Below are 20,593 nucleotides of genomic sequence, written 5' to 3'. Positions count from 1 at the left end.
ACGTCGAGGCGTGCGCGTACCTGGCGGGGCTGCGTGCGGCCGGCCGGGCGTTCAACACCGAGAAGACGTACGCGGGCCGGATCGCCTTGTACTTGTCGTACTGCCGAGGCCATGGGCTGGACTGGGCCGGCCCGAGCCTTCCCCAGCTGATGGCGATAATGCGCTGGCTGGTGGACGAGCCGATGCCGGCGCGATCAAGCAAACCGGGCGCCGCGGTGCGGCATCGCAGCGAGGGCACCGCGAACGCAATCATGGGGACTGTCGGGGGAGTTCCTGTCGTGGTGCAGCCTGCAGGGTTGGGTGCCGCCGACGGTGGTCAACACGCTCACTCAGCCGAAGTTCCTGCGTTACCTGCCAGCAGGGTTCGACCCGGGCGAGGACGGTCAGCACCGCACGATCATGGCCCGCGCAATCAAGTACAGGGTCGCGATTCCGGGCTATGAGTGGCTGACGGATGATGAGATCGACGTGCTGCTCGGGCTGGCTCGGCACGACCGCGACAGATTCCTCATCCAACTCCTTTCGCAGACCGGCATGCGGATCGGTGAGGCGCTCGGGCTGCGCCGGGCGGACATGCACCTGCTGCCGGATTCCCGGGTGCTGGGCTGTCGGGAGGAAGGGCCGCATGTTCATGTCCGGCGGCGGGTTAACGCCAACGGCGCGTTCGCCAAGGCCCGGCAGCCGCGGGCGATCCCGGTGGACGAGGTCACGATCGAGCTCTATGCGCACTACCAGTTCGAGCGGGCCGAGATCGGCGGGGACACAGGGGACGCCGGAGACATGGTGTTCGTGAACCTGTTCCACGCGCCGTTGGGAAAGGCCATGTCGTACGGGACGGCCTATGAGTTGTTCTGCCGCCTGGCCAAGCAGGCCGGATTCCGGGCCCGGCCGCACATGCTCCGTCACTCGGCGATCACCAGGCTCCGGAGGGCCGCAGCACGGGCGGTTCCCGCGCGGGCGGGCGGAGTTTCCTGACGAGGTGGTCGACTACGTCGCGAAGCAGACCAAGACGTCGGCCAGATGTGACGTTCGTTGCCTGACTAACCCCCGTCCGGCCGGGCATGACCCCCTTGCGCGAGAACGGCGCACGACCGATCCGGCCGAGGGGGGACGGCGATGGGGCGGCAGGTCTGGCCGCGGCTGCGCGTGGCCGACTCGCACGAGACCCGTGACACCTTGCAGTGAGGCCCGCTGCCGAGGTCGCCCGCTGGGATCGGGACGCCCTGGAGCCGACCCCGCCCGCTGGGCGCACAAAGCGCACCACAACCTGTGAGGGGATGAGCATGGTCGACCGCGAACAACTGCCCGCGCCCGTCGAGGGGCTCGTAGTCACGCACTTTCTGACTGTCCGGGACGTGGCCCGCTCGCGCGCGTTCTACGCGGACGTCCTGGGCGGCGAGGTCGTCCTTGAAGAGAACCCGGCGATCGTGAAGGTCGCCAACACGTGGATCATCATGAACCCCGGCGGCGGCCCCACCCCGGACAAACCGGACGTTACGCTGCGGGCGCCCGAGCCCGGCGACCCGGTGACCGCCTTCATGAACGTCCGCGTAGCCGACATCGCCGCCTTCCACACGCACGCGACGTCGCTCGGCGCCCGGTTCCTCACCGAGCCGATCGACCGCAAGGCCGAGATCCGCTGCTACATGCGCGACCCGGACGGGCACCTCATCGAGGTCGGCCAAGCCACCGGCATGCTGCACGACGTCTACGCAGACCCGCCCGCCTGATCCCGTCCGGCCGGGACGGGCGTGAGCGGCGCATGAGGAGGCGCTGCACGCGGTCGGCTACCGGGTCGCGCTCGATCCCGACGACGATCAGGTGCTGCGAGTGTGGCCGATCACGTGACCTGGTGAGTTCATCCGGCTGGAGGGTCGAGCTCAGCGGGGACGGCGGCGCTGGACGGGGTCGGCTTCGGTGGTGATACACGCGGAGGTCTCCTCACCCAGGCGGACGTCTCTGGAGTTCCGTCGGGCCCGCGTCGTCTCCAAGGGTGGCGCCATTCAATACGTGCACCGGCCCACCCCACCGCCCGGATCCTGCCCCGCCTGCTGACCGGCCGCACCTCGGGGCCGGTGTTCCTGGCCGACCGGCGCGCCCCTGCCTCCGGACGCCGAGCGCCGGCCACAGCCGACATCGACCCCACCACCGGCCGGGGGCGGCTGTCCTACCCTCGCGCCGAGTACCTGTTCAAGACCGCCTCCGCCGAACTCGACCCGCACCGCCAGGGCTGGACCCTGCATCAGCTCCGGCACTCGGCGCTGCAGCATCTCGCGCAAGCCGGACGCACCGCACCCAAGCTTCAGGCCAAGAGAGCCGCCACCAGCATCTGGCGAGCCTTGGCCGCTATGCGCGGCCCACGAGAGGGGGACGTGACATGTGCCGTTCCTTGAGCAGCGACGCCGCCTACCTGCGCAGCGTCCTGGACTCCGTGCAAGGGCCCGTGGTCCTGGTCGGCCACTCCTACGGCGGCTCGGTCATCACCCAGGCCGCCGCTGGCGATCCCGACGTCAAGGCCCTGGTCTACATCGCCGCGTTCATCCCCGACGCAGGCGAGAGCGCGGGCGAGCTGGCCGCCAAGTTCCCCGGCAGCACCCTGGCCGAGACCCTCAACACCGCCTTCTACCCCCTGCCCGGCGGCCGCACCGGCACCGAGCTGACCATCAAGCAGGACAAGTTCCGCAAGCAGTTCGCCGCCGACGTGCCCGCCACCACCGCCGCGATCATGGCCGCCACCCAGCGGCCGGTCTCCATCCTGGCCCTGGAGGAGAAGGCCACCAAGGCCGCCTGGAAGGACATCCGCTCCTACGCTCTGATCGCCGGACAGGACTACAACATCCCGCCCAAGGCCCCAGCAGTGGATGGCCGAACGCGCCGACGCCCGCACCGTCACCGTGGAAGACGCCTCCCACGCGGTCTCCGTCTCCGAACCCGCCGCGGTCACCGACCTCATCAAGCGCGCGGCCCGCGACACCCGCTGAGCCACCATGGGCCACGACCAACGACAGCCCGCACTCGGTGGCCGAAGGCGGGCAGTCAACATAGATCACGACAGGCTCGGCGGTGACCGCGACACGCTCGAACTCCACCTCGGCGCCCAACGCCGGGTGCGCCAACGCGGGGATCTGCCGCGTTCAAGGCGTCGCGTCCCGCTCCAACTGGGTGAGCACCTTGTCGGTGATGGCGGCGAGGCTGTCGAGCTCCTCTTCGGAGAGCGAGTCGAAGACGAGTCTGCGCACGGTGCCCACGTGAGCCGGTGCCGCCTGCTCGATGGCCGCACGCCCTGCCGGTGTCAGCACGATGAAGGCGCCGCGCCCGTCGTCGGAGCACTCCTCGCGCTCGACGAGTCCGCGGCTCGCCATACGGGTGACATGGTGCGACAGCCTGCTGCGCTCCCACTGCAGGGCGCGGGCGAGGTCGGAGACCCGCATGCGGCCCTCGGCCGTGTCAGTGAGCCGGACCAGCACGTCGTAGTCCTGCAGGGACAGACCGGCGTCTGCCTGCAGCTCACGGTGGAGGGCCGCCGGCAGCCGCGCGTTCAACGCCAACCACCTGCGCCAGACATGCTGCTGCTGCTCGGTCAGCCACGGGCTCGCTGCGTCCATGGACAGAAGCCTACCCGGGAATACTTGACACATCACCTAAGTTGGATGCGTCATGTACGTGATGCGTCACCTAAATGGGTAACGCCCACTTGACCAGAAGGAGCAGAGCAATGACCACCGCCCACGCCGTCCCCCCCGCGCTGGCCGACCTGTCCGGCGTCTACGTCATTGACGCGGCGCACACCCGGATCGGGTTCGTCGCCCGGCACGCGATGGTGACCAAGGTCCGCGGCTCGTTCAACAAGTTCGAGGGCCGCTTCACCGCCGACGGCGCCGACCCGAGCCGGTCCAGCGCGAACGTCACCATCCAGGCCGCCAGCATCGACACCCGCAACGAGCAGCGGGACGCGCACTTGCGCAGCAACGACTTCCTCGCGATGGACGAGCACCCGCAGATCACGTTCGTCACCACCGGCGTCCGCCAGACCGGCGAGACGAGCCTGGAGCTGACCGGTGACCTGTCCATCAGGGGCGTGACCAACTCGATCACCATCCCGTTCGAGTTCGAGGGCGCCTCGACCGACCCGTTCGGCAACCTCCGGGCCGGCTTCGAGGGCTCGGCCACGATCAGCCGCAAGGACTACGGCATCACCTGGAACGCCGCGCTGGAGACCGGCGGCGTCCTGGTCGGTGACAAGATCGTCCTCGAGTTCGAGGTCTCGGCGATCAAGACCGCCTGAAACGCACCCGGTTCACCACCCATAGAGAGGTCAGGCACCATGAGCGACATCATCCTTCCGGACGGCGTGGACATTCGCCGCGCCGCGGAGCGCTTCACGAGCGACTTCGGCTGGCTGGACTCCAAGCACTCGTTCTCCTTCGGCCAGCACTACGACCACCGCAACACTCACCACGGTCTGCTGCTGGTCAACAACGACGACGTCGTCGACGCCGGCACCGGTTTCGACACCCACCCGCACCGGGACATGGAGATCGTCACCTGGGTTCTGGAGGGCTCGCTGGTCCACCAGGACTCCACCGGCCACAACGGCGTGATCTATCCCGGCCTGGCGCAGCGGATGAGCGCCGGCCGCGGCATCCTGCACTCGGAGAAGAACGACTCCTGGCGACTCGGCGGGGAAGTCCACCGCGACCCGGTGCACTTCATCCAGATGTGGGTCGTACCGGATGAGAACAACATCACACCCGGCTACGAACAACTGGAGATCGAGCACGAACTGCTCTCCGGTGGCCTGGTCCCGGTCGCCTCGGGCATGAGCAAGCACGACGGCGAAGCAGCGATCCGCATCAGGAACAAGTACGCCGCCCTGTACGCCGCCCGGCTCCAGCCCGGTCAGGCCGTCCAACTCCCCGAGGCCCCTTACCTGCACCTGTTCGTCGCGCGCGGCGCCGTCAGCCTGGAGGGAGCGGGGGAACTGGCGACCGGCGACGCGGCCCGGTTCACCGCCATCGGCGGCCAGCGGGTGATCGCCACGGAGCCGGCCGAGATCCTGGTGTGGGAGATGCACGCCACCATCGCGGCCTGAGCCGGCCCCCACACCGACTGCTTCATCACCCGACCCTCGGAGACCACCACATGATCATCGTGACCCACAATCACACCGCCAACCGATTCGAGGCCCACGACGGCGAGACGCTCGCGGGGTTCGCCGCCTACATTCGCACGGCGGAGCTTGTCGCCTTCGTCCACACCGAGGTCGATCCGGCCTATGAAGGACGAGGTGTGGGTTCCATGCTGGCGCGCGAAGGCGTCGAATCCGTCCGGGCGGAGGGCCTGCGGGTGCTCGCGGTCTGTCCCTTCATCGCGGGGTGGCTGATCCGGCACCCCGAGTACGCGCACCTGGAGTACCGGGCGGCCAGCAAGGTCACGGACTGAATCCCAGGCCATGCGAAAGGAACGACCCATGGACCGTCCGGTCGAAGACACGTTCCCGCCGCTGACAGCGAAGGCCTACCACGGCGCGCGGCTGACAGGACGCTGACCCATCGAGCATCCTCTCGGCATGAGCGTGATCGCGATGCTTGCTGGGACTTGTCAGGCGCGTGCGGCTGTGGCGATGCCGCCGTCCTCCGCCACGGCAATGAGGTGTGCCAGTCGATGGAGATCGAGCACCATGTCACCGTGCCTCCGGTGGAGGGTGGGGTACCCCGTCGCGGTGCGTGGCCACAAGAGCTGCTGTCAGCGTGGCCGCAGCGGCGATGCCGATGGACAGAATCACCCCGCCGACACCTAGGACGGGGGTGGCCAGCGCCAGCACCAGCACGATGACTGCCCCGGCAACCATCAGGCTCGGATGTGCCAGGCCGGTGTGTGTCAGTCGGCGCAGCCAGCACATGACCAGGACGAACCCGGCCAGCGGAACCGCCACCGCGAACGTCGCCGTCGTCGCGGCCACGTGGGCGCGATGCACGGCCACGTCAACGGCGACCTGTAGGCCTGCGCCGAGTGCGGCGACCGCGGCGAACAGCAGGTAATGGGCGTAACCCCAGAGCAATGCGATACGCGGCGTGCTCAGGGCGGCGTCCGGGCCCATGAAGTAGATCCACCACATTGTGAACACCAGGATGAGGCCGCCAGCGGCTATCAGCAGCATTTGTCCGGAAACGCCGTGTTCGGACAATGCGGATTGGATGCTGGTAAGGCTAGCGAAGATGACCTCGCCGAGGACGATGATGGTGAACAGCCCGTAGCGTTCAGAAATGTGGCCAGGGTGCCACGACGTGGCCGTGCCCCGGAACTCGGCCCACATCGGCACCAGTAGTTCGGCGACGAGCACCGCGAGCCCCGTGTAGTCCCATGGATGCGGCAGCGCCAACCGAACAAGCCAGCCTGCCTGGACCACCATGATGCCGACGGCATACCGGATCCCCGCCGGGCGGCCGGTGGCATCTTGCCGAGCTACCCGCAGCCACTGGGCGACCAGCGCCACGCGCATCACCACATAACCAATGGTGATCACGGTGAGGTCATAGGAGGTCGCGGCGGCGGGCACCCCGGCCGCCAGTACCAGAGCACCCGCCATCTGGAGCAGAGTCAGCAGCCGATAGGCAACGTCATCGGTGTCGTAGGCCGAGGCGAACCAGGTGAAGTTCATCCACGCCCACCAGATCGTGAAGAAAACCATCGCATAGCCCAACAGCCCGACGCCGAGGTGGGCTTCGGTCACGTGGTGGTGCAACTGGGCGGCCGCCTGCGCCACCGCGACCACGAAACAGAGGTCGAACAGCAGCTCCAGCGGGGTAGCAGCGCGGTGCGCCTCGCGCGGATCCCGCGCCCGCATCGTGCGGAGCCATCGCCTGGCCCGAGTCGGGTTCGCCGATCGCGCGTCATCCGTTCCCCTTACGATCGTCAGAGTCGGAGGCCGCGTACCCGGTCCGCCTGACCGGTGTCGATTCGGCCGGCCTTCCCGCCGACGACGGTGAACATCGAGGCGGTGCCCTGTGTCGTCATGGTAGTCCGCGACCAGGGACCGTCCGTCGTCGGACTGGGAGAGGACGTCCATGCGACCGTGCGAGGTGGGCGTTGCCCCTTTCGCCGAGAGGCGACCTGCGCACCGGTACGCACTCGTTGAGCGCCCGCCCTCCCTGGAGGACGGGCGCTCTCGTGTGTTCAGGCCTTCGCGTCATGCGGGTCCGTGACGCCCCCCGGACAGGCCAGCGCGTGCACATCGAGCCCCGTCAGCCGGGCACCCGCCCGATAGGCGCTGTCAAGGAACTCCAGCACGGCGGCGACCGGATTACCCATCGCGCGGACATCGTCGTACCGGAGTACCGCCAGGTGGCTGCCGCGCGCGGCGATCCACTCGGCCTGCTCGGGACGGAGCGGCTCCCGCTCCAGCCCTTCGGGTTCCGGCGCGGTGTAGGAGTAGAAGGCCGGCCACGGCCGCTCCTCGTCGCCGAACCAGAACCCTGAGCTGATGACCTCCCAGCTGTACGCCTCGCGCGTCACCGGATCGGTCTCCGGCGATATGGGCGCGGCGCGCCCGGTGTACCGGGTGACGGCAATGTCGAACGTGTGCCAGAAGTGGTGCACGGGGCTGATCTTGCCGGAGAAGTCCGCCGCGAACCGGTCGAGGAGCTGCGCCACCTGGGACAGGATCCGCCAGTACCGGTTGATGAGCACCGGGTCGTAGCGCGCGTGCAGGGTGTCCTCGGCGAACGGCGTGTCGTCGCTCAGGTCGAACGGCACCGCCCAGATCTCCGGCCGGATCCCCAGCCCCGCCAGCGTCTCGAACAGCCGCTCGTGGAACGACGCCACCGACCGGCCGATCAGGCTGAACTCCGCACTGCGGCCGTCCAGCACGTCCACCACCAGGCGGTGGCGTACGAGGTCGAAGTCGATACTGAACAGCGGCTGCTCACCCAGCCCACCCATCGGCCGGGTGGTCAGCCCGCGCCCGGTCAGATGAAAGGGCACGTGCCACCAGTGGTTGCGCCGGTTGCTCACCGACAGCCGGATCTTGCCGACAATCTGCGTGAACCGGTGAAAGGTCTCCTTGGCCTCGGCCCACTCCGCGAGCGGCATGGCAGGGAAGAGCTCCATGACCACATCGTAGCTACCGTGTGTAATCGAACGGTCTCCAAAGGTCGCGCGCGGAGAAGACGGCCACCCCGTGGTCGTGTGCGAGCGAGCGCAGGAGTTCCTGGCTGGACACCCGGCGCTCGGCATCGACCTGGGCACTGACCTGCACGATGTCCATCAGTGGATGAGACGCGGGCGCAGTTCGGCGCACAGAAGCGGGTCGTAGGCGTCGCGGATGATGGCGTAGCCGTCGCGGTTGAAGGCGTCGATCAGCTCAGGCGCTGGTGCTGTGGCGGGCGGGAGGGTGCTGGTGGGCATGGGGACTCCTGGCGAGATCACTGGTGGAGGTGGGTAGCCGGTGGTGGCCAGCAGGATGGGCGCGGCAGGGGTGGTGTGCTGGCCGGAACGTCGGCTCATGTTCACAGCGGGGAACCATTCGGATGTGTACCGCAGAGCCGGTGCGTCAGCACTTCGCGGCGCTTGTGCACACGGTTCAGGATGGCGGCGGAGATCCCCGCCCCGACCAGGGGCGCAAGCATGTATACCCACAGAAGGTCGAGGCGGCCGGACGCCACGGCCGGTCCGAACTGGCGTGCCGGATTGACCGACCCTCCTGTTGCCGTACCGAGCAGGACGATGGCCGAGCCGATCAGGAGGTATTGCAACGCGCTGGACTGATCACCAGCACCCGCCACGCCAACATGGTGATCCACCAGATCACCCGCCTGGGCACCGGCCTCCTAGCTACTTCGCTTGACAACCCCAGATAACCATCGGGAGGAGGACGCCGACCCAGCGGACCTGAGTTCGGTCAACTTGGCCTACGTGAAAGAAGAGATCATCATCCTCTGACCTGCTGGAAGGGTCCGACAACCCAAGATAAGATGCGTGCCCACCGCGTATTCGGCCGTTGTCTCTGCTTAGTTGGCGTGTCCTGAATCCCGTCTCGGTCCTGGTCCACGGTCATGCATAGCTCGCTATAGTCACTTGCATCCACCTGTGTACCGAACGGGAGTTCTATTCATGCTGTTAGTCCCCTTCGCTTCTGAGGGTTGGGAGAGCTGGGATCTGGAACGAGCCCCGCTGATCCGCGAAGGAATGCCGGTCCTGATCGATGAGGACCTGGTGCTGGAGGAGAACGGCCGGATACGGCCCGCGGTCCTGGCGAACCGGTGGCTGCGTGAGCTGCCCGTCAGCGGTGCCCCGGCGCCGCGTACGTGGCGGGTGTACGCCGACGCCGTACGGCAGTGGCTGGAGTTCCTGACCGCCCGCATGGTCAACCCGTTCGGCGAGCGGACTGAGCTGCGCAACGCGCTCAGTTCGTACGCCGGGCATCGGCTGGCGGGACCGCTGGAGGAGCGGCTGGCCCCTTCGACGTGGAACCTGCACATGAAGGCGCTGTCGCTGTTCTACCGGTGGCTGGTCGACGAGGGACATGCGTCGGCGGTGCCGTTCAGTTACCGGCAGGCGACGCGGCTGCTGGATGGGGTGCCGCGCGAGTATGAGCGCAACCTGGCCAAGGTCCGCGAGCCGAAGCCGCACACCACCATCAAGTACCTGGAGCCCGACTTCGCCGAGGGCTTCATCAAGGCGCTGGCGGGCCTGCGGCCGGACGGCACGCCGGATGACGGCTACCGGGGCCGGGAGCTGGGGCGCAACGCCGCGATGGGCGAATTGGTCCTGGCCTCAGGGCTGCGCCGTCAGGAGTTCACGCACCTGCTGGTCTATGAGGTGCCGCCGTTGCCGCGCGAGCGGACCGTGGTGCCGATCCCGTTCGCGGCCGGCCATGGGGTGACCAAGGGCAGCAAGCAGCGCCTGACCTGGATCAGCTACGACGCGCTGGCGAAGGTGCATGAGTACATCGAGCTGGAGCGTCAGCTGTCGGCCGAGGGGTCGTCGTGGCGGCCGTCCGGCGAACCGCTGCATGTGACGAATCCGGACTGGGAGGGCGGCACGATCAACGGAACGCGGCTGCCCTGGCGCTCGCTCAAGCCCGCCGAGCGGCTGCGGCTCGTCGCCCCGGGCGGCGGCTCGTGCCTGCTGGCGGTGCAGTCCCGCGGGGCGCCGTTCGTGGACTGGGACACGGTCTTTCGTCGCGCGTCGCGGCGGATCCGGGCGCGGTTCGAGCCGCGTTTCCCGATCGTGTCCAGCCATCGGCTGCGACACACCTTCGCCATGCGCACGCTGGAGCTGCTGACGCGGGGCTATTACCAGCAGGCTGCCGCGCTGGTGGCCGCCACCGACGCCAACGCGGGACTGGCGCTCTATCTGACCAAGAGCGACCCGTGGCAGGTGCTGCGGGACCTGCTGGGGCACTCTTCGGTGACCACCACGCAGGTCTACATCCGCAGGTTGGATGCCACGCGGATCTTCAAGCAGGCGTATGAACAGGCCGGCTGGGCCGCCGGGCTGACCGCCGACGACGCCGAGGAGCACGTGGCGAACGAGGTGGCGGACGAGTTCGAGCGGGAGGAGGGCTGATGCCCGCGCACGTGATCGAGGAGCCGCTGGCCGTGGAGTTCACCTTCCCCGACGGCACGCGGTGGACAGGGCGGCTGGATGGCCTGCCCAATCCCCGCTTGGCGGCTGACCTGGCCATGGGCTTGGCGCAGTGCACCCATCCGCACGGCGGCATCGGCGCTAAGGGGACCGCGGTGAGGTACTGCTGCGCGCTGCGTGCGACCGTCCGCCAGTTGAGCGCTGCCGGGTTCGACGGGTCAGCAGAGGATTTGCGTCGCCACCACTTGGCGCAGTTGTGGCTGGCGATGAGCCGTGACCAGGAAAGGTCCGGCCGGATGATGTTCAAGGCGTTCAACGCGGTGACGGGGCGGCTGGACGAGGAGGTCCGTGGCTTCCTGCAGGGACGCTTGTTCCAAGTCTGGGCACGCAGCACCCCCCTTCAGCCCTACAGCGATGCGGAGTGGGCCCGGTTGATCGAATGCGGTGAGGCGCTGGTCGCCAAGGCCCGGGGCCGGCAGCGGCATGTCCTGGAGCTGGCGAAATCGGGTGGTGATCCACGCGGGGGTGACCGGAGGGCGGGGGTCGTGGCGGAGGATCTCGCGCATCTGCTGATGGGGCAGGGGCCGCTGCTGCGTGACGATCTGGCCGCCTATCTGGGCAGGCCGGCGAGCTGGGTGACCGACACGGGCACCAGCGCGCGCCTGGCTGAGCTGCGTGAGTCTTTGTTTCCCAGCAAGGACATCGTCTTTGCCTTCAAGGTGTTGTTTGGCGCCTACAGCGGCATCGTCCCGGACGGGATTGCCGCGCTGGGTGTCGGCGATATCGACTGGGCCGGGGACGGCGCCATCCTTCTCGACTACGTCAAACGACGGACCGGCCCGGAGAGTGTCCGCCTGCCCAAGGGGGCCGTGCGCCTGCTGGAACGCTGGCTGGACCACTCGGCCCCTGCCCGCTTGTTTGCCGGTGATGAGTTGCGGAACGAGCTGTGGCTGGTCACGGTGGGAGCGGGCACCGGGGCCGGCCAGCTCATCCGCCGGATGGGGCGGAAGGCGGGGTACTCGGGCGCCTGGGTGAGCAGGCATGGCCTGAAGGCCGACGACGGCTCGGCATTCCCGCTGCACAGTGCCAGGATCCGGACCACCTTTCATGCGATCTTGGCGCGGCGAGGCTGGAGCGGAAGGGTCACGATCGACCCCAACCACAGCCCAGCCGTCGAAGGCGATCACTATCTGTCGGCTTCGACTCCGGCCCAGAGGGAGGCGGTCGAGACCATCATCGCTGAGGCTCAGGCCGACGTCCTGCGCAAGGCTCATCCGCCCGCGGTGATCTCCGATGAGCAGCTGTCGGAGGTTGTCACCGCGCTGCCCGCAACGATTGACAGCCTTGGTCTGGACGGCACCGCCTTGGCCGAGTTGGTCGGCGGCGAGCGCGATGTGTTCACCGCTGCCTGCGCCGACCAACTGGCCAGCCCGTTCGCACCCGCCGGCACCCCCTGCCCGGCCCGGCCGTGGGTGTGTCTGATGTGTCCGCTGGCACTGTTCATGCCCCGGCATGCGCCCAATCTGCTGCGGCTGAAGGCGTTCTTCGCCCGTCAGTCCGCCCAGATGCCCGTCGCGCAGTTCATGCGGGTGTTCGGCCCTTATGCCCAGCGGCTCGACAGAGAGATACTGCCCAATTTCAACGAGCGGACGCTCGCCGCGGCAGCCCGCCATGTCGCCGATGACGACCACGAGCTGCCCCTACGTCCGGAGGAGACGACATGACCGATGAGCTGATGCGGTTGTCCGCCGTCGGCGATCCGAGCTCGATGCGGCGCTCGGTGTTCGCCGGAGCCGATATCTGCGAGCTGGCTCGGCTGCGGCTGCGGCCAGATGCCATCCGGCCGGTGTTCGACGATGACGTGTGGGAGTTAGGCGGGCTGGCCGACGCTCCCCGGCAAATGCGTAATCATGAAAAACGACTGGACTTCACGCAGATATCCAACTTGCGCTGGCGGCTGGTCGCCAAGGAGTTCGTGCTGGCCGGGCTGGCTCCCGACCATGAGCGCGTGGCGATCTTGCCGTTCGCTTTCCGGACCCTTAGAGTGCCGCGAACCGTCGTTAAGCACCTGCGTAACCTCACCGATTGGTTCGCCTGGCTGACCGGGCAGGGCATCACCGAGTTGAGCGAGGTCACGCAGGATCACTGCGATGCCTGGCTGGCCGAGGCTCGCCTGAGCATGCCCGTCCCTGGCCAGCCCCAACGGGAGCTGGAAGCCAAGTCGGTGGCCGGCAAGGTCGCCACGATGCAAGCTCTGGCGCTTTATGGGGAACTGTTCGAGCACGACGGCTATCGGCCGGGCTTCGTGCCCTGGAAGAGCAAGAATGCCCATCAGGTGGCGGGCGTCAAGCGGGACTACGTCAATCGCACGCCGCCCGTGCCCGACGAGCATTTCCGGGCGCTACTGGGCGCCGCTCTCTACCTGGTCGACGTCGTTGGCCCGCACGCGGCGGACCTGTTCTGGGAGCTTAAGGACACCATCCGGCAGGCGGAGACGCTGAGGATGTGGGCGAAGCTGAGCGACCGTCATAAGCTCGCAGGGGTGATCGCATGGCATCATCGCCGCAGCGAGCCGCTGATGCGGGCCGAACCTGCCATGGTCGCCAGGCGGCTGCGGCTGGGGTGGAGCCCCGACGATCCGCTGCTGCATCTGCAGACTTCACCTCTGGCCTGGCGAATCGGGCGCCAGCAACTCGGTGAGACACTCAGCACCACGATGAGGCCGACACTTGAGCGAGCAGTGGCTGAGCTTGGGCTGCAGGAGCCCTTCGGCCGACAGGCGCCCTTGGTGCCACGTGCCGATGACCAGCATGCCGCCGATCCGCGCATGGTCGCGTGGACCGAGCCGCTGGGCAGCCTGCAGGTGCATTCGATGGCCTCCCTCGCCATGACCGCCGCCATCGTCGTCACCGCGGCCATCAGCGGCATGCGGGCCAGCGAACTGATGGAGATTACGCCCGGCTCCCGGCGGGAGCCGGCAGAGATCCCTGGTGGTGGGCGCCGATTTCGGCTGGCCAGCAAGGTGATCAAGAAACGCAGATTCGGCGGGGAACCTGACGAGTGGGTGGTGCTGCCCGAGGTTGACCGTGCCGTCGCCCTAGCCGGACGCCTGACAGGAGCTGCCGAGGGAGAGCCCGTCTTCGGACAGCTGAACTTCTACCAGCGCTACCGAAAGCTGCGCGCCTTCGTCAACGGCCCGGCCGGGCAGCGGCTGGGGCTGGAACCGATCCCGGACGGCCCGGTCAGCCTGCGCATGCTGCGCCGCACGCTGGCGCTGGAGCTGGGCCGCCGCCCCGGCGGGGTACTAGCCGCCAAGGTGGCCCTCAAACACCTCTCAGTGGCCACCTCAGAGGGCTACACCGCGCGGCCGGGCGGCTCGCAGGCGCTGTTCATGGCCGAGGTCCAGAAGGAGGAGGAGGCTCACAAGATCGAGCTGACCGCGCAGATCTACCGGGATTACCACGAGAAAGGCATCACTCCTGCCGGCCCTGGCGCGCGGCACCTCATCGACACCTTCGTCCACGTCGACGCGGCCCTCAAGGAGCAGGAGCCCCTCGGGGAGCCGAACGTGCTGGACACCGAGCGGCGGCTGGAGAACCTGCTGCGCAAGACGGCCAAGACGCTGCATATCGGGGCGGCGAACTACTGCTGGTTCCGGGATCCGGCCAAGGCGCTGTGTCTGCGGCTGGCGGGTACGCCGGACGCCAAGAAGCCGCTGGCGGGGATGTGTGACTCGGCTCGCTGTCCGCAGGCCACGCACCACCCCTGCCACCGGCCGGTGTGGCAGGACCGCGCCGAGGCGATGCAGGAGTTCCAGGCCAACCCGCGCTTTCCTGCCGGGGAGAAGCGCCGGTTGAAGCCCGAGGTGGAGCGGATGCTGACGGTGCTGGGGCAGATCGACGCGGCCTGCGGGGCGGGTCAGGAGGCGTTGGCGTGAGGATCACCGAAGATCAGCGGCGCACCACTGAGCAGCGGATCAGGGCGGCGATGGACCGGCTGCTGCGCGGTGAGCTGCCGCCGGGCGGCAAGTGCGACGTCAAGACGCTGGCCGCCGAGGCGGGCATTTCCCGCAACGCCCTCTACACCACCTACGGCGCGCTGAAGGAGGAGTTCGAGCAGCGCCGGGACCGGCTGCGCGAGGCCGGGGAGATCTCCGACCCGCGCGAGGCGCAGATCGAGCGACTCAAGCAGCAGGTCGCCGAGCTGAAGGACCGCGTCCAGGACCGGGACGCCGAGCTGGCGAAGCTGCGCGAGTTCAAGATCGTGGCGGTGTCACGAATCGCCGCTCAGCATGAGGAGCTAGAGCGGCTGCGCCGTCAGCTCGCCCGGCCCGCCAAGGTGCACCAGCTGCGGCAGGATCACGCCGAATAGCCTGGCTTGTGGGCTGGCCATCACCCGGTCTGCGGCTCATGAAGTCCTGCGACGTCCCGTCGATCGGCACTGACGTCAAGGCGGTGCCGACGGCGGACGTCGGTCGCTGGGGCGGCCCGGACAACTTGAGGCGTGGCCCGGGCCTTCCGCCTCCCTCTCGAAACGGAAGACGGCAGGCCCTGGTGGCCGTTGAGGCAGCGTGCTGGATCAAGCTTGTGGGGTGAGATTGATCAGCCTGGAGGCGTGCCCGGTCGCCGGCATGGAGGGTTCGGTCCTCACAACCGAGACTCCCTCCACGCGTCATAGGCTGCGTCGCCATCATCTTCTTCCTCATCCGCGAGGATGGCTTCGATACCTGCGGCCTCCAGCTCGTCGGTATCTTTCAGGCGCAGACCGCAGACGCCGCACTCCAGCAGCAGGCTGTGAAGGATCCTTTCTTGGCCGACCACGTACGAGCGGTAGCCGCCCTGGCCATCGCCCTCGACGTCAACCTCCGGCTCATACTCAATTTCATACAGCAATGACGCTCTCGGGTCGGCGCACGCCGGGCAGGTGGCATTGAGGAGCTCGTACTCGTCATCATCTGGGACTGGCGGGCTCACAGCCGCTTGGCGAAGATGCGAGATGGCCAGCTTTTGATCCTCGGGAATGCCTTGGAACAGCTTCCCGACGCGTAGCCGCGCTGCGGCGATGCGCTGCTTGATGTCCTGCTCAATCTCGGTCAGCACTTGGGAGATGAGTGCGTCGACCAGGTCGGCGTGGGAACCCCACCGACTTCCGGCCGGCACATCAAGCGCACCGAAGATGTCGTTGCTGAGGCGCAGGTAGGCGACCAGTGCCTCTCGGCTCCGGCGCTGGTCGAGGAGTCCTGTATGGACAACGCCGTCTCTGACGTTGATCAGGCGTGAGATCGGCTCGTCAGGTACCGATAGTGAAGGCAGGATATGTTTCACCCTCGTCACGGCCTCACGGCCGCTGATCGTGCGGAGCGTATCCGCCGGTTTTCTGGCCTTGGAGCCGTGCCCGGTCAGGTGCAGCAGGGAATCGAACTGACCCTGCTTGATTTCCATAAGTAACGCCGGATCAAGCGAGCACAGGTACGCCTTGCAGAGGTGCTCAAGACTGATGGCGGCGTTGAAGAGAATGACCTTGGAGTCGTTCTCCAGGTGGGCTGTCAGAGCTCTGTCGGCGAAGTCCCGGGCTGAGGAGAGCAGATCATCGGAGTTGATCGAAGCCATGGGTATGACTGTAGAGCGCGGAGGACTTGGACAGTGCCGCGCGCGATTCCTGTCAGCCTGATTGGCCACCATGCGAGCTCGGCGGCAGAGGGTGTACCCCACGGGTAGCAAGATCTCGTCAAGCGCAACTGCAACTGCAACTGGGCCGCCCGGCCCATGCAGCAGGAAGCACCGATGATCGGTGTGTGTGTGCGATGTTCGGGCAGCTGCTGCCCGGCTTCAATCAGTGCGGCGACCCTAAAAATAGCAACTGGTGACCATGTGCCGGAGTAGAGTGCTTCCATGAGTCGCAGACCCCTCGCACCCCATTCTATGTCGTTTAGCCTCTCTGGTGGGCAGAGCGCCAGGATTGGCATCCAGCCCGATGGGGTTGCCGAGACGGGCCGAATCAGCCTTGGAGAGCCAATTCTCTATCGACGCTTCGCAGACTGCCCGATCTGCGGTGCGTCGCCAGACTCGGATGAACACCTGCCGCCGAAGAGTCTTGGCGGGAAAATACTGACTCGCACTTGTAAGCCATGCAATACAAGACTGGGCAGTTTCGTAGAGGACGATCTAAAGGATTGGTTCGACCTCGCGATTACGATTCCACGCTTTGAAGCTGAAAGCGTGCGAGGAACGCGACGAGCGTACCGAATCCTACGGCGGACAGACATGACAACGGGGGAAGTTTTTCTGGCTTTTGGATGGTCCGTCAGATCCGGCAATCCGTGACATGCTCCTGAGCGGCCAGATCGACATAGATGGCCTCGAGCCACATCCCAACCGTTACCGCCTCGCACTACTTAAGCATGCATATCTTGCCGAATGCATGAAGAAGGGGATACTCGAAGGCCCCCGAGCCGATCAGATCCGTCACGAGCTCATTGCTGCCCGGGATGCCTCGACGCGAGAGGATATTCCAGCGAGCGCGTCAGCTTTTGGGCTCACGGTTCTTCGAGTCCATGAAGAAAAGCCGGTCACTCCGGCACTTGTCGTGCCTGCAACAGTTCATACGGCCGCAGGTCCGGTCGACGGAGTGCTCTTCTTGGGACAGATCTTTGTATCTTGGCCATCATTCTCACCTGATGGTGAAGCCTTCCCGCAGCAGCGAGTCCTAGTCAGGTTCGGTGTCGAAGAACCACTGGCCGGCGTGGTGCAAGCTGTCACACGCTAAGCAGTCCTCTGAATCTCGGCGTTCCCGATGACGCCACCGTAACCCTGGAAAGAGCTCGGGGCGCCTTTCCGCGGCCACGTACTGGCGCCGTGCTTAACCCGCGAGAGTTTGCGGCTGCACAGAGTCACACAGCGCCTGCAAAACGTAACTGTAGATGGCTTTGCAGTCCGCGTGAAGAGACACATCTGCAACAGGCCCCTCACAGCCGAGCACAGCTCCGCCTCCACGACTGCAGACCGCCGGAAGGCTCGACAGCGGTGCTGCACCGGCGGACCTCAGTAAGATCGCAAACTGCTTGCCGAGGATGAGCCACCGCCAGCAACGCAAGGCGGAGGCTCCGGCGGCCCGTGGACCGGGAGGGAAGAGACCGTCCATCGTCAGGTAGTCATCGCCGAGCCGTCACTCTCCCGCTGCTCGGAACATTCAATACATAGCCTCCTAGATCGGACACGCCATATGCGCCAGCCCTACACCGTGCTCGTTTTTCCTTTCCGGACAATCGCAGGTATGCCGGAATACGCTCTCTTTCAGAGAGCGGATGATTCCCATTGGCAGAGCGTGGCTGGCGGCGTCGAAGAAGGCGAGGATCTGGAGAGCGCCGCCCGTCGCGAGTTCGCCGAGGAGACCGGCCTGCCTGCGGCAGGACCGCTGTTCAAGCTCGACATGGTAAGCGGAGTAGAGAAGAGTTGCTTTGCGGCGAGCAAGCTCTGGCCCGACAACCTCTATATCGTGCCCAAGCACTTCTTCGCCTGCGACGTCACCCGAGAAAAGGCCCAGATAGTGCTCTCCTCGGAGCATCGAGACACACAGTGGCTGCCGTATCAGGCCGCATACGAGTCGCTGCGTTACGACGACGACAAGACAGCGCTTTGGGAACTCGACCAGCGGATTCACCGCCGAGACCTGCCAGGCGCCCCATAGCAGGCGACGTACTGCAGCAAGCGTCCACTCGTCTGCCCCCGTCGACGACGCGGCAGTACGGGAAACGATCACCACCCCTTCGGGAAGCGATCTTCTCGACCCCCATTGTCCTCCTGGTCGGCCCTACTCGTGAACACCCCCCAATCGCTGACATGTACACCGGCCACGGCTCGACTGTCCGCGCGGACGCCAGCAGCTCGTAAACGGCACGCTGGATCTTCCCCGGCCCACGGCTCATCAGCACAGCGTAAGTGTTGAGGCGTTTCGGCGTGCACCGCCTCAACACTCACCGCCCTCGGCCCACTTGCCTAACGTGCCTTAACCCTGACCGGGCCGCTGAACTGCAGGGTCGCTTGAGAACCCAAGATAAGAGCGGAACCATCGAGATCAATCTGACACGCCCGAGTGCGCTTGGAACGCCAGGAGCCGCCGATGTGCTTCCTTCGCCGCTGCGGCGAAGATCTGGTTGAGCCTGTCGCGGTTGCGGCCGTGAGTGACCAGGCCATGGCAGTTGCGGCACAGGGCCAGCGCGGCGGCAGGGTGGTCGCGCGCTCCGCGGGCGAACGCGGCGGTGGGATCGCCATCGGTGTGGTGCACCTCCAGCAGCGCTTCACCAGCATCGGTGACGTCCTGCTGGTAGCCGGTGTCGGTACAGGTGGGATTCTCACACCGGCGGCCACTGCGCTCCAGCAGTGCGGCGCGGGTGCGTTGCTGTCTGATCCGCTGCTCACGGATAGTCAGTTCCCGCCGTTGATCCTGGCCGACACGCTCGGCCTGTTCGATCTGAAGGCACCACTGCCGATACCGGCTCGGCGCCGTGGCGGCCATCGCTGTCAGTGTCTCCCTCGCCGCCTTCGCACGCTCGATCGCCCGGGCCGGTTCGGTCACCCGGTCGACAAGGTTGGGCTGGCATCGGTTGTCCCACTGGCCGGCGAATCGAGAGCGGGCCAGGCGCAGGCAGGCGAACCGGGCACGGCTCCACCTGTGGAGCATGGCCTTGTGCTCGGGTGCCAGCATGCCGTTGCCTTCGGGTGGGTAGCCGCTGTTGGCGCACAATTCCAGTTCGCAGAACAACACGCCGTAGGTACGGGCTCGATCGAGGCACACCACCTGGCGTCCCCGCAGCATCGCGGCCACCGTGGCATGGACTTCGCGGAAGGCCGGGGCGGCTCGCACGTGCTTGGGCGTGACGTGGTGTCGTGCGAGATCCGCGGCCGGAAGAACGTCACCGGGAAGTGGATTGATCAGCGTGTCCAGCAATGTCTCGCCCGTGCTGCTGTAGATCGCCAAGTCGCACAGCATGGCCCGCTCGTGCTGGTTGCCGACGGGGTTGTCGATCTCCCCCCAGGTGCCGACCTCCAGGATGACGCTGCCGGGATCGGCAAGGACGTTCGTCGCCCACGTGGCCGCTTCCCAGCGATCCTCAGCGCGTTCGGCTGCTGTGGGCGGCCGGTCGTGGGGCAGCGCCTGGTCGTGTCGATACAGGGCACGTACGGGATACCGGTCAACGACGGCGGGAAACTCGCCGGGGATGCCCAAAGATGCGGCCACGAGAAGGTGGTGGTCGTCGATGAGGGCGTTCTGTACGGATTGGGGCACGGAAGCTGGACGACCGTTCACGTGAGCAGGGCCGATGAGAAACGCGTCGGGACGCAGCGCGTTGCGCGGCCGTAGGTCGCACCCGGCCAGATGCTCGGCGGTGGCCAGCTCGGCCGGTACGGCCGGCCACAGCTTCCCGTAGTGGCGTTGCGCCTCGTGGACCACCCAGCCCTTAAGGTCGGCCGAGAAGATCGGCACATCCCATCCGGTGGGCAAGCCCCACCACAAAGGCTGCCAGCCCGACGGCTCAGGCGGAGCAAGCGGCATGGCAAGATCGGCATCCGTCCATACAACCGAAGGGTGCATGCAGCCGATTCCACTGCGCTGGGATCGTCTGCGGGGTGAAGTGCCCAACTCGTGATCTGATGCTCCTCCCTGGCGCAGGGATCACGTACGGGACAGGACCGTGGGGGTGCCGCCGACCGCTTCCGTGCCGCCTACCGGTCGGCCCCGGACGCCGCGACCCTGCGCCGCGCCCGCGGATGGGCAGTGCTCCGTGCCTTCAGCGGCATCCTCATCGGCGAAGCCGGCGTCCGCGCGGGACGCGTCCGGCCGCGGGCGGTGTTGCATGGGTCGCCCATGAAACAACCCGCAAGCAGGGCGGCTTCTTGCGGGACGCTCCGGGTGTCCTGGTCGATGTCTTGGCGGTCGCGGGCGGTCAGGCCGACCAGCCGCCCGGCGGCGTACGAGTTGCCGTTGTCGGCGCGGGCGCGAAGATCAT

General features: G+C 67.0%; 24 protein-coding genes. 14 read left to right on the top strand and 10 right to left on the bottom strand.

Annotated elements, in window-relative coordinates; all coding sequences use genetic code 11:
- The coding region (locus AB0J09_RS27395; protein ID WP_360696899.1) for a hypothetical protein at nt 1-253 on the bottom strand (253 nt) is incomplete at its 3' end.
- A gap of 47 nt (nt 254-300) precedes the next feature.
- Here AB0J09_RS27395 and AB0J09_RS27390 point away from each other — a divergent pair.
- The 4 genes from AB0J09_RS27390 (at nt 301) to AB0J09_RS27375 (ending at nt 3,067) form a co-directional block, all read left to right on the top strand.
- Nucleotides 301-975, top strand: coding sequence for a tyrosine-type recombinase/integrase (locus AB0J09_RS27390; RefSeq protein ID WP_360696896.1), 675 nt, complete (start codon nt 301-303; stop codon nt 973-975).
- Between the two features lie 302 nt (nt 976-1,277).
- The gene (locus tag AB0J09_RS27385; RefSeq protein ID WP_346114098.1) at nt 1,278-1,730 is read left to right on the top strand and encodes a VOC family protein; all 453 of its coding nucleotides are present in this window, start codon (nt 1,278-1,280) and stop codon (nt 1,728-1,730) included.
- A gap of 345 nt (nt 1,731-2,075) precedes the next feature.
- Nucleotides 2,076-2,393, top strand: coding sequence for a hypothetical protein (locus tag AB0J09_RS27380; protein ID WP_360696893.1), 318 nt, complete (start codon nt 2,076-2,078; stop codon nt 2,391-2,393).
- Nucleotides 2,390-3,067, top strand: a complete 678-nt coding sequence (locus AB0J09_RS27375) for an alpha/beta hydrolase (protein ID WP_360696890.1) — start codon at nt 2,390-2,392, stop codon at nt 3,065-3,067. The genes AB0J09_RS27380 and AB0J09_RS27375 overlap by 4 nt, the downstream gene beginning before the upstream one ends.
- A gap of 67 nt (nt 3,068-3,134) precedes the next feature.
- Here the strand turns inward: AB0J09_RS27375 and AB0J09_RS27370 are convergent, their stop codons facing one another.
- Nucleotides 3,135-3,605 carry a MarR family transcriptional regulator gene (locus tag AB0J09_RS27370; protein ID WP_360696887.1) on the bottom strand — a complete coding sequence of 157 codons (471 nt, stop codon included), beginning with the start codon at nt 3,603-3,605 and terminating at the stop codon, nt 3,135-3,137.
- A gap of 110 nt (nt 3,606-3,715) precedes the next feature.
- Here AB0J09_RS27370 and AB0J09_RS27365 point away from each other — a divergent pair, with 110 nt between their 5' ends.
- The 3 genes from AB0J09_RS27365 to AB0J09_RS27355 are packed head-to-tail and all read left to right on the top strand — an operon-like array spanning nt 3,716 to nt 5,442.
- Nucleotides 3,716-4,285 (top strand): YceI family protein, encoded by a 570-nt coding sequence (locus AB0J09_RS27365; protein WP_360696884.1) that lies wholly within the window; start codon nt 3,716-3,718, stop codon nt 4,283-4,285.
- A gap of 39 nt (nt 4,286-4,324) precedes the next feature.
- On the top strand, nt 4,325-5,092 hold the full coding sequence (locus AB0J09_RS27360) for a pirin family protein (protein ID WP_346114092.1): 768 nt from the start codon (nt 4,325-4,327) through the stop codon (nt 5,090-5,092).
- Nucleotides 5,093-5,142: 50 nt separating this feature from the next.
- Complete coding sequence (locus AB0J09_RS27355) at nt 5,143-5,442, top strand: GNAT family N-acetyltransferase (RefSeq protein WP_346114091.1); 300 nt, start codon at nt 5,143-5,145, stop codon at nt 5,440-5,442.
- Between the two features lie 241 nt (nt 5,443-5,683).
- Here the strand turns inward: AB0J09_RS27355 and AB0J09_RS27350 are convergent, their stop codons facing one another.
- The 5 genes from AB0J09_RS27350 to AB0J09_RS27330 form a co-directional block, all read right to left on the bottom strand.
- A complete protein-coding gene (locus AB0J09_RS27350) occupies nt 5,684-6,847 on the bottom strand; it encodes a low temperature requirement protein A (protein ID WP_360696879.1) in 1,164 nt (387 codons plus the stop codon).
- 329 nt (nt 6,848-7,176) lie between these two features.
- Nucleotides 7,177-8,109: a DUF5996 family protein gene (locus AB0J09_RS27345; RefSeq protein ID WP_360696876.1), complete on the bottom strand. Its 933-nt coding sequence runs from the start codon at nt 8,107-8,109 to the stop codon at nt 7,177-7,179.
- A gap of 13 nt (nt 8,110-8,122) precedes the next feature.
- Nucleotides 8,123-8,266 carry a hypothetical protein gene (locus AB0J09_RS27340; RefSeq protein ID WP_185105361.1) on the bottom strand — a complete coding sequence of 48 codons (144 nt, stop codon included), beginning with the start codon at nt 8,264-8,266 and terminating at the stop codon, nt 8,123-8,125.
- Nucleotides 8,266-8,505: a hypothetical protein gene (locus tag AB0J09_RS27335; protein WP_360696872.1), complete on the bottom strand. Its 240-nt coding sequence runs from the start codon at nt 8,503-8,505 to the stop codon at nt 8,266-8,268. The genes AB0J09_RS27340 and AB0J09_RS27335 overlap by 1 nt, the downstream gene beginning before the upstream one ends.
- A gap of 2 nt (nt 8,506-8,507) precedes the next feature.
- Nucleotides 8,508-8,801, bottom strand: a complete 294-nt coding sequence (locus AB0J09_RS27330; RefSeq protein WP_360696869.1) for an aquaporin — start codon at nt 8,799-8,801, stop codon at nt 8,508-8,510.
- A gap of 310 nt (nt 8,802-9,111) precedes the next feature.
- Here AB0J09_RS27330 and AB0J09_RS27325 point away from each other — a divergent pair, with 310 nt between their 5' ends.
- The 4 genes from AB0J09_RS27325 to AB0J09_RS27310 are packed head-to-tail and all read left to right on the top strand — an operon-like array spanning nt 9,112 to nt 14,958.
- Nucleotides 9,112-10,569, top strand: a complete 1,458-nt coding sequence (locus tag AB0J09_RS27325) for a hypothetical protein (RefSeq protein WP_360696866.1) — start codon at nt 9,112-9,114, stop codon at nt 10,567-10,569.
- Nucleotides 10,569-12,311, top strand: a complete 1,743-nt coding sequence (locus AB0J09_RS27320) for a hypothetical protein (RefSeq protein ID WP_360696863.1) — start codon at nt 10,569-10,571, stop codon at nt 12,309-12,311. Before AB0J09_RS27325 ends, AB0J09_RS27320 begins: the two co-directional genes overlap by 1 nt.
- Nucleotides 12,308-14,524 carry a hypothetical protein gene (locus tag AB0J09_RS27315; RefSeq protein ID WP_360696860.1) on the top strand — a complete coding sequence of 739 codons (2,217 nt, stop codon included), beginning with the start codon at nt 12,308-12,310 and terminating at the stop codon, nt 14,522-14,524. The genes AB0J09_RS27320 and AB0J09_RS27315 overlap by 4 nt, the downstream gene beginning before the upstream one ends.
- On the top strand, nt 14,521-14,958 hold the full coding sequence (locus AB0J09_RS27310) for a hypothetical protein (protein WP_360696857.1): 438 nt from the start codon (nt 14,521-14,523) through the stop codon (nt 14,956-14,958). Before AB0J09_RS27315 ends, AB0J09_RS27310 begins: the two co-directional genes overlap by 4 nt.
- Nucleotides 14,959-15,233: 275 nt before the next feature.
- Here the strand turns inward: AB0J09_RS27310 and AB0J09_RS27305 are convergent, their stop codons facing one another.
- Entirely contained in the window at nt 15,234-16,196 is a 963-nt protein-coding gene (locus AB0J09_RS27305; protein ID WP_360696854.1) for a hypothetical protein, read from the bottom strand.
- 282 nt (nt 16,197-16,478) lie between these two features.
- Here AB0J09_RS27305 and AB0J09_RS27300 point away from each other — a divergent pair, with 282 nt between their 5' ends.
- The 3 genes from AB0J09_RS27300 to AB0J09_RS27290 all read left to right on the top strand — a co-directional run bounded on the left by AB0J09_RS27300 (nt 16,479) and on the right by AB0J09_RS27290 (nt 18,273).
- Nucleotides 16,479-16,910: an HNH endonuclease gene (locus AB0J09_RS27300; protein ID WP_360696851.1), complete on the top strand. Its 432-nt coding sequence runs from the start codon at nt 16,479-16,481 to the stop codon at nt 16,908-16,910.
- A 1-nt stretch (nt 16,911) separates the two neighbouring features.
- A complete protein-coding gene (locus AB0J09_RS27295; protein ID WP_360696849.1) occupies nt 16,912-17,352 on the top strand; it encodes a hypothetical protein in 441 nt (146 codons plus the stop codon).
- Nucleotides 17,353-17,859: 507 nt separating this feature from the next.
- Nucleotides 17,860-18,273 (top strand): NUDIX domain-containing protein, encoded by a 414-nt coding sequence (locus AB0J09_RS27290; protein WP_360696847.1) that lies wholly within the window; start codon nt 17,860-17,862, stop codon nt 18,271-18,273.
- Between the two features lie 387 nt (nt 18,274-18,660).
- On the opposite strand, the gene AB0J09_RS27285 is transcribed toward AB0J09_RS27290, so the two are convergent.
- Nucleotides 18,661-20,088, bottom strand: coding sequence for a hypothetical protein (locus AB0J09_RS27285; RefSeq protein WP_360696844.1), 1,428 nt, complete (start codon nt 20,086-20,088; stop codon nt 18,661-18,663).
- A gap of 221 nt (nt 20,089-20,309) precedes the next feature.
- A partial coding sequence (locus AB0J09_RS27280; RefSeq protein ID WP_360696841.1) for a hypothetical protein occupies nt 20,310-20,593 on the bottom strand: 284 nt, incomplete at its 5' end.

This window comes from Nonomuraea sp. NPDC049784, from assembly GCF_040659615.1.
Classification (GTDB): Bacteria; Actinomycetota; Actinomycetes; order Streptosporangiales; family Streptosporangiaceae; genus Nonomuraea.
Note: the sequence above shows the minus strand (reverse complement) of the source record. Positions and strands in the feature narration are given on the sequence as shown.